A 14,194-nucleotide genomic window follows, 5' to 3' on the forward strand; every position below is an offset into this window, starting at 1 on the left:
AATAATATTTATTCTAAATATTGTGATATTATTTTATTAACTGCTTGTGCCGATTTCTCCCATGAGAAGCGACGTGTGTTTTCAAAACCCAGTCTTATGAGCTCCTCGCGGACTGTATCATTGCCAATGATAGTTTCCATTGCTTTAGCGATTTCATCAATTTTGTAAGGATCAAAATACAAAGCACTCGTCCCCAAAACCTCAGGAATCGACGCGGAGGAAGACGCTATAACTGGACACCCGCAAGATTGAGCCTCAAGAGGAGGGATCCCAAACCCTTCATAGAAAGATGGGAAAACAAATGCTGTTGCATTCTGGTATAATTTAACAAGTTCCAGATCATCGACGCGCCCCAAAAATTCTATATTTGAATTAGTATTCTCGGCATTCGCATACATCTGCTTATTGAAGTTATCAGCAGAACGACCAATAATCTTTAATTTAATTTCAATTTTATCGTCTAACATGGCAAAGGCTTTTAACATGCCATGAAAATTTTTATGGTAATTAGGGGAGGATACGGCAAGAAGGTATTTTTCTTGTTTACCTGAGTCAATCGATTTAAAATTTGCAGATGACGCATTATAAACCACTGATATTTTTTCTTTTTCAACATTGAAAGCTTTGGCTATCTCACCTTTAGAAAACTCACTGACCGTAATAATTTTTCTGCTATTTTTTAGCATGATTGGAATAATCAAGTTGTAAATATAACGGAACTGTCTAGAAAAGCTCTCAGGATATCTTTTGTAGGTGATATCGTGATGTGTGACTATTTGATTCCTATAGAATAAGGGAGCAGTACTGCACAGGTTAAGTAACGGCGGAGAGCCAATACTTTTGAGATATTTAGGGAGATCGATTTGTTCCCACAAATGACCATATTTTTTTCCAATCACCTTGATTTCAAAAGACGGATCAATCTCAATCTTAAATTTCTCGTCAGGAACGAGGAAAACAATATCGTTTCTGATTCCATTCAAACTTCGAGATATCTGTTCTGCAAAACGTTGCACGCCCGTCATATCTTGCGTAAGAAATCTTGCATTAATATAAATCATTAACGGCACCAATTATTAATCATTATAGGGAGACATTTTAATATAAAAGCTAACATCAATATAGCTCGGTATATTTTTCTGCAATATGTTTTATATCAAAGTCCCGCACCGGATTTATATCAAATGTAGGATGCGTCATAAGATAGTCAATATTAAAGTCTTGAATGGGGTATATATTTTGATAAAATTTAGCTATTTCCGCAACCCCAGCAGTAAAATTAGTATAAACAATTTTCCCTGCATTGGCAGACTCAGCAACTGCCCGCCCAAATGGTTCATTCCATTTGTTAGGCAGAACAACAACATCGACCGATGCCATAAAATCTTCTACCTTAATAAAACCCATCGTCTTTATATTACTGGCAGATGCTAACATCTCCAATTCGTTACCTTCCATATCATTACCGAAGCGCCCTGCAGCATAGAAATCGATACCTTTTGTATTTCTATATTTTTCAGCTAACAAACAATAATCATCAAACCCTTTATCTCTAGTCAATCGTCCAATGAAGCCCACTCGTACATTTTCATGACCACTATCATCTTTTTTAAAATCAATATGTGAAATAGGATTATAGATATATGCATGAGCAGCGCTAATGCCAAATTTATTTGACTTATGAAGTTTAGAGATATACTCACTGATACCTACAAAACAATCAACATTTCTGCTGCAATTTTTTTTCACAGCAGAAAGAAGCTTTACACCAATACTATTAACATCAATATTATTTCCCGACTTAAACAATGTACTATTAGGATGAAAAAGATAGTAATCTCGCGTTGTATGGACTATTTTTATGTTTTCTTTTTTAGCTGCTTTCCAAACAGAAACTGAAAAGCCACTTAAGTTATTTGTATGTACAACATCGGGTTTTATCCTTGCCAACTCTTTACCAACAAGTGACATCATCCAGGGGTTGTACATGTCAATGAGATGCCATACAAGCTTCTTCAATCGCCCTTTCCTACCATTAGCGAATGGCCAGTAAATATTTTTTAGAGGGAAATAAAAAATGCGAACACCATTTAGTGTCTCTTCTAACATCTCACTATGATTGTGCAAACAAAAGACAGTCACATCGTGACCATTACTGATTAACTCCTCTGCCAGCAGTTGAACAGAAACTTCAGCACCACCGACTTTATAAGGAGCATAAAGTGTATTGATCATGACAATTTTCATAGCCTACCTATTTAAGCGTGGAAGTGTTTAATCAAAGCACCTTGTTAATCAGTTCAATATTGGCATTATTATATCGCGAATAATTATCGTATATACAGCCGACAAAAGATTTCCACTCTGGCGATAAATTAGCCTCATTGATTACGTAAGACGTTATTTTTATCTTATCCCCATAGATCATGATCAAATTGTCGTATAAAGAAGAGTAAAATCCAGCAATGGAAGACACGTTTTCTTTTTCCATTAAAGGATATACTTCGAAAGGAAAATCTAATCTTTTAACTTTAACAAGCTCTGATATTATTTTTATTTTTTCAGTCCTTTCTCTGCGATGTGGCACATAATAAAAAACAGATTCAGGTTTTGATTTCAATAAGTCTTTTATCATATTTAATGTTAATTGAATATCATCAACCGATGTTACTCCTGCCTCAAAAAGCGGCGCCCCAATAATGAACACTTTATTATTGTCACTGGGTAAGCTTGCTAGCTTTTTTTTATAATTTTCGTAACAGTGCCTTATGACGGTATCACTCTTTTTGACTTTTTCCCCAATGTTATATACGGAAAAAAATGTGATTTTTTCGAACTCATTGTTAACCATGCCAATGGATTTCAAGAATAAAGACTTAATAATTTTTCGCGGACTAATTCCCTCCTCTCGATTTATTCTGAGCGTCGCCGTCCCATCATCAAGAAGAACAATGCTTCTTTTTTTAAATTTTCCGGCTAGCATCCAGAAAACGCGCGCACGATATTCGCCCGCAATAAGAGTGACTCTGTTTTTATTTATTCCTCCACCACCAATCCCTTTAAGAGCACTTTTGATCTTTAATGAGTTTTTTAGAGTTCCTTCAACATCAATAACAACCAATTTCTTGTACTTAATCATATCCACTATGTTCATGATCTGATTATAATTAAGCGCAGAATTTTCTGTTTTTTTATTGATGATCAAGATCTCCAGACTTATTTTTTTAACATCCAAAAACTCTATTAAATTAAACGCCTGCAATGGCGATTCGATATACGCAATATAAGTATCCATAATTATTTCACCATAGCACTCATTCAATTGTTATTTAAAGCCTTCAGATATATCAGTGGAATTTTTTCTCATCACGCAACTTTATATAATGTTCAACATCTCGTTGAGAAAACACTTTTGCCGGATGTCCTCCAGCAATAGCAAACGCCGGAACATGCTTAATTACGACGCTACCTGCCTGTATGATTGCACCCTCACCAATTGTAACCCCGGGCAGAACAATCACATTGATCCCAAGCCAAACATTATCCCCGATATGCGTATCCTTAATCACATAAGTGTTATCGTAGGGAATCGCATTCCCATGATGATTATGATTTTCTGTGATCAATACACAACCAAAACCACAGTGAAAATTATCGCCGATAGTAACACCGCCCTTTCCAACCACCGTCAAACCATTGGAGTTAAAGTTATCACCAAGTCGGGTTTTATTATTAACGATAGTTAAAAAGTTAATTTTCGGATCTTGACCACATCTTTCAGCCATTCTGATAACTTTTGAACGATAACGCTGCTTACGTAAGTTTCGCAACCATCGTTTAAGACTTGCTATCATCTTTTCCTCTCAATACTGATCTGTCGCTTGCCACAATAAAAAGTCACTGCACACGCATAAAAACTAGAAATTGCATAAACCAGGCAGAAATACTCAACTTTGATTTCTGTCATGGTGATGACAAATATACCAATCAAATGCGTTATCATCGAGCCCATGGTAATAATTGAGATTAATTTATTTTTACGATAGTAAAACAGTGAGTGCGTAAAAATATAATAAATCGATAAAAATGCAGTTCCAGGCAAAAGAATGTTGAAGTAATAAATGGCGCGATTGAACTCAGCATTAAACAGATACGGGAAAGCAAATGGCAAAATAAAGAAGTAAATAATGCACGAAACGATAACCAGAGCTGTGTAACCATATTGAATGAGCTCGACCCCTCTAAAATCGTTCGCTTTAAGCTTGCGATAAATGAAAGGTTGGAACGCCTGGTTGATTACGCCGAAAAAGAGCATAACGATAGAGGTTAGCTGAAACGCCAAGCCATAAACCCCGACTACCGCCGTACTCATGTAATGCGCTATGAAGAATCTATCCACCGAGGATTTAATCCAATAACTGCCATGATGTGGCAATAGGGATACCCCGTAGCTAATGATTTCCTTATAACGCTTACGCAACGGTTGGAGCACGCTGCGTTCAACCGCTATTTTTCTGTAAACAAAGAACTCGTAGGCCAGCTGAATGCTGAAAAATGATGCCGCGATCGCTATCAAACGTTGTCCTGGCGTCGACGCTATCATTTCATAAAGAGCGATAGTGAATAAAACGTTGAATGCGGAAAGCAAAAATTGGCCGATAGCGGCAACTTTATAGGTCTGACTAATGCGCAAATGCGATAAATTGATAAAGTTCAGCGCCTGCGCCAGAGATGCCAAAACAACCAGAAAACCGTCGCTGAAAGAAACAGAGATCTTGGTGACCAGTGTGACAATGTAGAATATAGCCACCAGTAGCGCGCTCGACGCGAAAGCCAAGGCGATGTTATCTCTGCGGAACACCAGGGAGCTCCCTTCCCCCTCCTGCATGTATTTGACCGGCAACAGACCTTGACCACTGAACGAAATGAAAATGATCAAGATCTGAATAACGGACAAATAAAGAGTCAGCGCGCCGTACCCCGACGCGCCTAGGTGTGCTGTCAAATAAGGCAATATGATGAAGCCGATGACCTTGCCGAGAATGTCCCCTACCGACAAGGCCGCAGCCCCCATAATGGCTTTACTCATTTACAGATACTTTTCCAGGAAGTTAAGCGCATGCCAGAACCCTTCCCCTTGGTTTTTGTGCCCCTGCCACACTTCAGGAATAAACTGCGCTCCCGGCGCATGACGACGCAGATCATCAGCCAGCTCGTCAAAGTTCACATCGCCTTTACCGATCTGTACCCCTTCACCATCCACTCCCAAAGCATCAACAATATGCATATGTGCGGTGTAAGGGCCGACCTTCTGGGTAAACTCATGAAGATCCCATTGGTAGTAATTACAAGCCATCATGGAATGCGACGTGTCATAGCAGATGCGGTAGCCGTATTTCTCACAGAACGCTTTAATCTCGTCCGGATCGACAAACAGGTTATGGTAGCTTTGACCACCAAAGTGCCATGGGAACGGAGGCATCGTCTGGATGATGATTTCAACGCCTTCTTGATTGATTTCACCCAGAGCGGCGCCAATGCGTTCGTACATCGCCTGGCGTGATTCTTTTGGCAAGAAACCGGTGGTATTGAAACCGCCTGCATTCACCACGATGACCGGACGCTCAGTTTTCGGGAAATATTGCTTCAACGCGCGAGTCACATCGCAGACACGCTGCAGCTGTTTGATCGAATGAGCAAGATAAACGGGATCATCCGTCGCCAGATCCAAAATATGATCGTTGGCAAACAGCTCGGGGCTATGTACCGCAAAACCGATATTTTCAGCGCCGGAGAAGAATTCTGTCAAATCGAGTTCCATATCCTGATAGCTCAGATGGAACTCGACGAAGTCCAGATTGGATTTATTCTTCAACTTGCCATAATCGTGGTAGCGCACTGGAATGCCGAACGGACGATTGAAATCATAGTCCTTGGCTTCTATCGCCACATCATTTAGATCCGACTCATAGAAATACCCGCCTTTTTCGTGGTCACGATTGGCTTTCTTACCGACCAATTGCTCCAGATAAAGAGGCTGCAGACCCTGCCCCGGACTCTTCACTTCAACCATCTCGCGAGTGATGATTTCACCTTTTTTCAGATCGCGATTGATAATCAAACTTTTTGCCAGAGTTTCGCGGTTGATCATTTCCCCTTGGGTGATAGTACGTTCGCCGGCGTTGCCCATGGACTCTTCAACTTCGCGGATACGTACGACCATCTCTTTGAACTCAGGGGGTAACAACGACACCTTGTGGTCGTTGCCTTCCATGGATTTGTCGATGGTGAAGTGTTTTTCGATTACTCTTGCGCCCAGCGCGGTCACGGCGATCGGCACTGAAATGCCACGCTCATGGCCAGAATAGCCGACCAAGCAGCCCGTCACCTGCTGCAGACGTTTGATATAGGCCAGGTTGACGTCTTTGAACGGCGTCGGATACGTAGAGTTGCAATGCAGGATCACAAACTCGGCACCTTTCGATTTCAAGAAGTCTACCGAGCTTTTGATTTCTGCTTCGCTGCACATACCGGTAGAACAAATCAGCGGTTTGCCCGTAGCGGCCAACGCGGCCAACATTTCGTGGTTAGTGAAGTCAGCGGAAGCGACCTTATAACCTTCCATGCCGTAGTTTTCCAACACTTCCAGGCTCTTCAGATCCCAAGGGGTACACAGCGGGGTCAGCCCCTTCTCCTTGCAATAATCGAACACTTCAATCAGTTCTTCATTGCTGAGCTGGAATTTTCTCAGCAGATCCAGCGTGTACTGTGCGCCAAGATCGGCGGATTTGTCTTTATCGTTGCCGCCCTTATACAAAGAGCTCAGATCGCGCATTTGGAACTTGACGCAATCGGCGCCCGCGTCAACCGCCAGGTCAACCAGATGCTTAGCCAGCTTAATATCGCCATTATGGTTGTTGCCAATTTCAGCAATAATGTAAGTCGGCGAGGTTTCCGTGATAGTGTGTTTGCCAATCGTCAGGCCTTTTTCGCTTTGCAGCGCAACGGCGACCAAACGACGATAATCATCAACCAGCGGCAGAACGTCAACGCCATTCGAAAACAGCGATTCAATCTCATTGCGTGGCGCATCCACTTTTTTATAGCGGACGTTCTGATTCATCACTTCCGACATTTCGCGGCTCAGATCGAAGTCGCCGTTAGTGATCCAACGACGGAAATCACCGTCTGAGAAAGAACCGCACAGCTTGCCGTCTTCGGTGACAACAAAAATAATGCGTTTTTTATTCGAGTTGATTTTTTCTAAGGCTTTAATGATTGATTCGGTTTCAAACACTAAAAAGTCAGATATTTTTTTCTGAATTAACATAAATTATCTCCCACTCCAATTTTTCAAAATTACTTCAACAACCGCCCAGTCCAGCATGGTGTCAATTTCAAAGCTTTCCTCTTCCGACATCTTATGCGCTACAACTTTGCCACCAAGACGATTACCGGTACTGAGGAGAATTTCGCTTTTCGTAACGTAAATTGAACCATTTTCTTTAAGTTTGATATTTTCAGGCTTAATATCTTGCCGACGCGGACGGTTTAAGTAGTCGTAATAGGCTTTCGGATTATCTTCATTTTCCCACAAGAAATGCCAAAACTCACATACGCTCAGCAGTGAATCGGCTTTCTTTTCAATAATCTTTCTGATTGCAGAATCAATCGCATCATCTTTGCGAACAGGAGAAGTAGCCTGCAACAGGACGGTATACTCAGGGTGGTAACTCTCATGTTCAGCCAACCACTCCAGCGTATGCAAAAGCGCGGGCTCAGTCGCAGCGGTATCGTTCGCCAGATGGGCCGGACGCATGAACGGGACTTCCGCGCCATATTCTCTGGCTACGGCAGCGATATCTTCACAATCTGTAGAAACAATAACACGATCAATACTCGAAGAATTTAATGCCTGCTCTATGCTCCAAGCGATTAATGGTTTACCTGCAATTTCTTTAATGTTTTTTTTGGGAATACCTTTCGACCCACCCCTTGCCGGAATAATTGCAAGATTACTCATTTTTTCTCCAAATATCCTGTATTATTAATTCTTTATTGAACTAAAAGCCCCTCTATATCGAGATATCGAGGAGCTTTATTACTTTAAGAGAGGAAAAAATTACTTATACTCGTAAGCGTAGTAGCCGTAAGCGTCACCGGATTTATTTTCAACGGCATTAAGAATAACACCTTTAATCTCGGTACCATTCTGTTCGAAACGACGAATACTCACTTCAATTTCTTTCAATGAATTTATACCATGACGCGCAACAAGTAATGTTGTGCCTATGTTTCGCCCAACAATAGCTGCATCCGTAACCGCAAGGATAGGCGGCGTATCAACAAGCACTATGTCATAGTGTTCGCTTGCCCATGTTAAGAGATCGGTTAACCGTTTATGCATCAATAGCTCAGATGGGTTTGGTGGGACTTTACCCCGGGAAATAAAGTCTAGACTAGACAACTCTGTCTTTTTAATTACGCTCTCGACAGACGTTTGACCGGATAAGAAATCTGATAGCCCCATACCTAACTCACAACCTAACAGGCTATGCGCATACCCTTTACGCATATCAGCATCTATAAGGAGGACTTTTTGCCCAGCCTGTGAAACAACAGCGGCTAAGTTTAAACTTACAAACGTCTTACCGATATTCGGGCTAGCGCCACATATCATCAGCACATTATTTTTAGCTTCAATCATCGCAAAATGCAGGCTGGTACGTAGACTACGTACAGCCTCAATAGCAAGGTCTGCTGGGTTGCCTACAGCAAGCAACGAGTCAACATTAGCTTGATTCTTTCTTTGTCCTTTATTAAGGATAGAGCTATCTTTCTTCTGTTGCCATTCAGAGAGAGGAATACTCGCATACACATTAATGCCTTGCTGTTCAAGTTCCTCAGGACTTTCTATCCCTCTGTGAAGCATATTTTTCAAGACTACTACAACAACTGAAAGCACACCGCCAAATAAAGTAGCAATAATTATGATTAGCACTTTTCTCGGTTTTACCGGTTTAGGGGCAGCCTCAGCAGAGTCAATAATGCGGACGTTACCAACGGTACTGGCTTTAGTGATCGAGAGCTCTTGCTGTTTATTCAACAATTGCATATAGATTTCTTTCCCAGCATCAACATCTCGTGTTAAACGAAGTATTTCCTGCTGGGTTTGAGGCATCTTGCTAACACGTTTATTCAACTTATCTTTTTCTTGCTGCAATGTCGAGCGTTTCTCCATTAATGCTCGATATGCTGGGTGCTCTTTCGTATAAAGCTTGGATATTTCAGCCTCTTTGAAAGTAAGCTCATTTAATTGAGCTTCCACACCAACGATTGTATCAAGAACAGATTTTGCCTCTAAAGATAAATCGACAGAATCATTCTTTTGGCGAAAACTATTAAGCTTATCCTCCGCAGAATTTAAAGACTCTCTGACTAATGGCAATTGATCTTTCAGAAATGCCAAACTACGAGCGGCTTCTTCTGATTTTCTTTCTACGTTTTGCTCAAGATAATTACGGCTTATGCTATCTACAATTTTTTTAATTTGAACAGGATCATCACCATTATAACTTATAGATAAAACACCTGTGTCTTTTCCTTTATCCTCAACTGTCAGATTATCTAAAAGGTTTAATGTTGCGGACAGTTTTGACAATTTTTCAATTTCAAAAACAACTCCTGGTGCGGACTCTATTCCACTGACAAGTAGAGATATATTATCACCTGACGCCAACTGTCCCACTTGTCCTTTAAATAAAAAATCACCATTCTTTGAAATGATATAGTTTTCTTTATCGACTACTGTCAATTCGAGATTAGCATCAGATAGCTCAGGTGGTACATTTAACCGCGATAATGCGATCTGCCCAGGTTCTTCTCCCATCAGTCTAGCCCAACCGCGTCCGAATATAGGAAAATATTTCTGATTCGCGATCGTATCTAGATGCAGATCACTTACCGTTTTACCCAAAATCATCCGTGAAGTTATCAGCTCGATTTCGGTTGACGACGCAGGCTGTGCATCAGGAAGCATTTGAGTCAGGTCATTAACAAGCGAATTACCATCGCTCCTTTCCACCTGAATTAATGCGTCGGCTCTATATATTGGAGTGGCAAAAAGACTATATAGGAGCCCCAACACACAAAAAAACGTTGTGAACCCTAAAATCAACCAGCGATGATCAAAAAGGATGCTAATCAATCTGGCTAAATCTATCTCATCATTGCTTTGGCTAGCTGGAAGCTGGCCAGCTTTACTGTTGTTAGTCATGTTGTTCTCTATTCAACGGTTTAAAGCATCAGCCCATTTCTGAGCTGATTCTGCAAGCAAATTGTAGGCATATTCAAATGCCTCAGGACTTTTCCTGTAAGGATCAGGAATATCTTTTTGCCCTTGCCAGTGTGCAAAAAGCATTGTCTTCCCTCTTACTTCAGGAATGAGCCTACATACAGCATCTACATGCCCCCTTTCCATTACAAGAATGAGAGAATATTCTTGACACATACTCTTTGTAAGCTGCCGTGCCACATGACCCTCAAGAGAAATACCGTTCTTACTGGCTATCAGTGCCGCTTGATTATCAGCACTGTGCCCAGCTAAAGCATGTATACCTGCGGAGGCAATATTTTTAGCCGGACACAGTTTTTTAAGCAAAGCCTCGGCCGTCGGTGAACGGCAGATGTTGCCTACACAAACTACCAAAATGGAATCAAACATACTCTATGCCCTATGGCCAATTACGAATGCGCAATGTACCTTCAGTCAGGTCATTGAAGCTCGATATTGTAGGTGCCAGCTGACTGATAACACGATTCCAACGGACAATTGGTGCAGCAGTGACATAGACGATATCATAAGGCTGAAGTTGGAATTCTGCCCCCATAACCATGGCTGTCGCATCAGCCATGTTCAACTGATAGATATCAGCTAATTTGCTACCCTGTGTACCATGGAGAGGTCGGATGACAAACACACCGGTTGCATCTGCGGTCGTTTGGCTTATCCCATTGGTATTACCTAAGGCTTCCGTGAGTGTCATACCACTCCGATCCATTTTCAGTGTCGCTGGTGTTTTAACCTCACCCATAACAAATATCTTAAGATCGTCATTTCGAGGAATATAAAGAATATCACCCGGGTACAATAATCTGTTCTGTGTAAGATCGCCGTTTTGCATCATTTTCTGCAACGATAGGCGCTCTTCTTTACCATTGTGGGTGAGCACGATATTGCGCCAATCGGCATTTTCCGTCAGGCCGCCCGCGACGTTAATTGCATCAAGTACCGTCAAGGGAACATTAGTGATAGCTTGTTGCCCTGACTTCGATACCTCACCAGTAATGTATGCTTTCTGCGAACGAAACGCAGCTATATTGACATCGACCTGAGGGCTTTCAATATATTGAGAAAGCCGACTTGCTATTTCTGAACGAACCTGGGTCGCAGTTTTTCCCGCTACACGAACTTTACCAATATAAGGATAAAAAATTGTACCATCCGATTGGACCCAGTTCCCCGTATCGCTTGCGCTTCGGTATTGGCCTGCTGGTGTAGTCAACTCCGGGTGATCCCACACGGTTACATTAAGGACATCACCAATACCGATATGATATTCGTAACTACGAAGTGCTTGTTCAAGCAACGCGTTCGGCTGAGCGACTACTCGTGGGGGACGAAGCTTGTCAATCAACTTTGGCGTAACCGGATACACATTCACCAGTTCATCGATATTAAAATCACTATCCTCTTGTTTTACCGTTTCTTTTCCTGAGGTGTGTAAATGCTGTCCGGGAAGGATAGTACAGCCACTGAGGATACCGACGGATACAAGTATCGATATAATTTTCAATTTTCTTTTTGCCATCGAGTTATCATCACTTTCAAGTATGTGTTTCAGCAAAGCTGACAAGATAATCCTATCTAACCTTGGCAGCTGATTTGCAATCTAACGAAAATTCCAAGCACAAAGTCATGTGAATTCTGCTCTTGCTCTGTAACATTCATCAAGACGTGCACTCTCTCGTCATTGAGCTATCGTTGAAGTGTCAGAGGGTAGTATTAGGATGGTATGGGAAGACAGGTGGCCATCCTGGCAAATCAAGTACTACGTCTAACACTGGCATTCGCATCTGAAGTCTACGAACTGCCGTTTGGTCGATATCTCTTTCAATCTGCTACAAACTCAGGGTGGAAAGAATCTAAACAATACCGACCATTGGAAGATTTTAATATAAAAATCAATCATGCGAAATGCTGGCGTTTAAGACTCAACCCTCAGTATCATGATTTATAACCTCTTAAAATGCCAACTTTTCTGCCCACTCACGGAAGGCTTTTCCCTGCGTAGGATGGCGCAACCCGTAAGTCACGAACGCCCGCAGATAGCCCATTTTCTCACCGCAATTGAACGACTCACCAACCAATTCAGTGGCCTCTACTATTTGCTGCTGAGTCAGCTCAGCAATAGCATCTGTCAGCTGAATGCGTCCCCAAGCGCCCGGCTCAATTTTCTCGAGAATAGGCCAAATATCCGCAGATAGCGCATATCGCCCAACGGCTGAGTAGTTTGATTTTAGCGGAACATCGCGTCCCGGCTTCTCGATTATTGAACTGATACGCGAAGAATCGCCAGGTTGCAGTGCGTTATTCTCACACTCGACAACAGAATATTCACGCAGAGTATACTCGTCGACAGTTTGAACCAGTATCTGGCTATGGCCCGTTTCTTCGAAACGAGAAATAAGATGCGACAAATTATCTTTTCTCAGATCAGCCTTAGCATCATCAAGCAATACATCCGGCAACAGCACGACAAACGGAGAATCACCGACCAACGGCTTAGCGCAGAGAACGGCATGCCCCAGTCCTTTCGGCTGCCCTTGGCGAATGTGCATCAGCGTCACGCCTTTTGGCGTTATCGACTGCACCTCATCCAGCAATTGCCGTTTCACGCGCGCCTCCAACATCGCCTCCAGCTCGAATGAGGTATCGAAATGGTTTTCAATGGCGTTCTTGGAAGAATGCGTCACCAGGATGATCTCTTTAATCCCCGCCGCGACGCATTCGTTGACAATGTATTGAATCAACGGCTTATCAACGATTGGCAACATCTCTTTCGGAATCGCTTTGGTCGCCGGCAGCATACGCATGCCCAATCCGGCAACGGGAATAACCGCTTTCAACTTCGTCATGGTAGACCTCATTCAATCTCGTGATCGCTTTCAGCCGCGGTGGCGACAACCTGTTACTTTCCTAACGTCTGCTTCAACCAGCGGCTGAAATTCTCACCTTCCGTACCGTGACGCAGACCATACTGCACAAACGCCTTCATATAGCCAAACTTGTCGCCGCAATCGTGGGACTTGCCGCTCATGTGGAATGCTTCCACCGTTTGCTCATCCATCAACATCGCAATCGCATCGGTCAGTTGAATCTCATCGCCCGCGCCGGGAGGGGTTTTCTCAAGTAACGGCCAAATATCGGCGGCAAGCACATATCGGCCGACGACGGCCAGATTGGAAGGCGCATCCTCGCGGGCCGGCTTCTCAACCACCGCCGTCATCGGCGCGCTTTCTCCTGCCGCGATCGTCGCGCCAGCGCAATCTACCACACCGTATTTGGACACATCTTGTTCCGGCACCGGTTCAACCATAATTTGGCTGTAACCCGTATCACCAAAACGCTGGATCATTTTAGCCAGATTTTCCTTACGCAAATCCGCCGTAGAATCATCCAATAAAACATCGGGCAACAGCACAACGAAAGGAGAATCACCCACCATTGGCTTGGCGCACAGCACCGCATGCCCCAACCCTTTCGCCTGTCCCTGACGCACCTGCATCACGGTAACGTCCGGCGGGCAAATACTTTGCACTTCGCTCAGGAGCTGGCGTTTCACACGCGCTTCGAGCATGGCCTCCAGCTCAAACGAAGTGTCAAAATGGTTTTCAATCGCGTTTTTCGATGAGTGCGTAACCAATACGATATCTTTAATCCCCGCCGCCACGCATTCAGCAACAATGTACTGGATTAAGGGCTTATCGACCACGGGCAACATTTCTTTAGGGATCGCCTTGGTCGCCGGCAACATACGGGTTCCCAACCCCGCAACGGGGATCACTGCCTTGAGTCTTGTTTGCATTTTCATTCCAATTCATCGTAGCGCTGCATTCACCTGCGCAGCGTGAA

At 42.9% G+C, this 14,194-nt stretch carries 12 protein-coding genes; all 12 read right to left on the reverse strand.

Features of this window, described 5'->3' with window-relative positions; all coding sequences use genetic code 11:
- Positions 1–8: 8 nt before the first annotated feature.
- On the reverse strand, positions 9–1,061 hold the full coding sequence (locus tag ABTW55_RS03955) for a glycosyltransferase family 1 protein (protein WP_033654951.1): 1,053 nt from the start codon (positions 1,059–1,061) through the stop codon (positions 9–11).
- A 55-nt stretch (positions 1,062–1,116) separates the two neighbouring features.
- Positions 1,117–2,247, reverse strand: coding sequence for a glycosyltransferase family 4 protein (locus ABTW55_RS03960; protein WP_033654952.1), 1,131 nt, complete (start codon positions 2,245–2,247; stop codon positions 1,117–1,119).
- A gap of 31 nt (positions 2,248–2,278) precedes the next feature.
- Positions 2,279–3,295, reverse strand: a complete 1,017-nt coding sequence (locus ABTW55_RS03965; RefSeq protein ID WP_060419875.1) for a polysialyltransferase family glycosyltransferase — start codon at positions 3,293–3,295, stop codon at positions 2,279–2,281.
- Between the two features lie 52 nt (positions 3,296–3,347).
- On the reverse strand, positions 3,348–3,854 hold the full coding sequence (locus ABTW55_RS03970) for a DapH/DapD/GlmU-related protein (protein WP_072008442.1): 507 nt from the start codon (positions 3,852–3,854) through the stop codon (positions 3,348–3,350).
- On the reverse strand, positions 3,851–5,089 hold the full coding sequence (locus ABTW55_RS03975; protein WP_060419878.1) for an oligosaccharide flippase family protein: 1,239 nt from the start codon (positions 5,087–5,089) through the stop codon (positions 3,851–3,853). Before ABTW55_RS03975 ends, ABTW55_RS03970 begins: the two co-directional genes overlap by 4 nt.
- Positions 5,090–7,330 carry an N-acetylneuraminate synthase family protein gene (locus tag ABTW55_RS03980; RefSeq protein ID WP_033637743.1) on the reverse strand — a complete coding sequence of 747 codons (2,241 nt, stop codon included), beginning with the start codon at positions 7,328–7,330 and terminating at the stop codon, positions 5,090–5,092.
- Positions 7,331–7,333: 3 nt separating this feature from the next.
- Positions 7,334–8,023, reverse strand: coding sequence for a cytidylyltransferase domain-containing protein (locus tag ABTW55_RS03985; protein WP_033637742.1), 690 nt, complete (start codon positions 8,021–8,023; stop codon positions 7,334–7,336).
- A 99-nt stretch (positions 8,024–8,122) separates the two neighbouring features.
- Positions 8,123–10,276 (reverse strand): tyrosine-protein kinase Wzc, encoded by a 2,154-nt coding sequence (wzc, locus tag ABTW55_RS03990; protein WP_033654955.1) that lies wholly within the window; start codon positions 10,274–10,276, stop codon positions 8,123–8,125.
- 12 nt (positions 10,277–10,288) lie between these two features.
- On the reverse strand, positions 10,289–10,723 hold the full coding sequence (locus tag ABTW55_RS03995) for a protein tyrosine phosphatase (protein WP_072008443.1): 435 nt from the start codon (positions 10,721–10,723) through the stop codon (positions 10,289–10,291).
- A gap of 10 nt (positions 10,724–10,733) precedes the next feature.
- Positions 10,734–11,870, reverse strand: coding sequence for a polysaccharide export protein (locus ABTW55_RS04000; RefSeq protein WP_033654956.1), 1,137 nt, complete (start codon positions 11,868–11,870; stop codon positions 10,734–10,736).
- 433 nt (positions 11,871–12,303) lie between these two features.
- The gene (locus ABTW55_RS04005; protein ID WP_033654957.1) at positions 12,304–13,197 is read right to left on the reverse strand and encodes a sugar phosphate nucleotidyltransferase; all 894 of its coding nucleotides are present in this window, start codon (positions 13,195–13,197) and stop codon (positions 12,304–12,306) included.
- A gap of 53 nt (positions 13,198–13,250) precedes the next feature.
- On the reverse strand, positions 13,251–14,147 hold the full coding sequence (gene galU / locus ABTW55_RS04010; RefSeq protein ID WP_033638708.1) for a UTP--glucose-1-phosphate uridylyltransferase GalU: 897 nt from the start codon (positions 14,145–14,147) through the stop codon (positions 13,251–13,253).
- Between the last annotated feature and the right edge of the window lie 47 nt (positions 14,148–14,194).

The organism is Serratia sp. SM04 (assembly GCF_040280225.1).
Classification (GTDB): Bacteria; Pseudomonadota; Gammaproteobacteria; order Enterobacterales; family Enterobacteriaceae; genus Serratia; species Serratia sarumanii.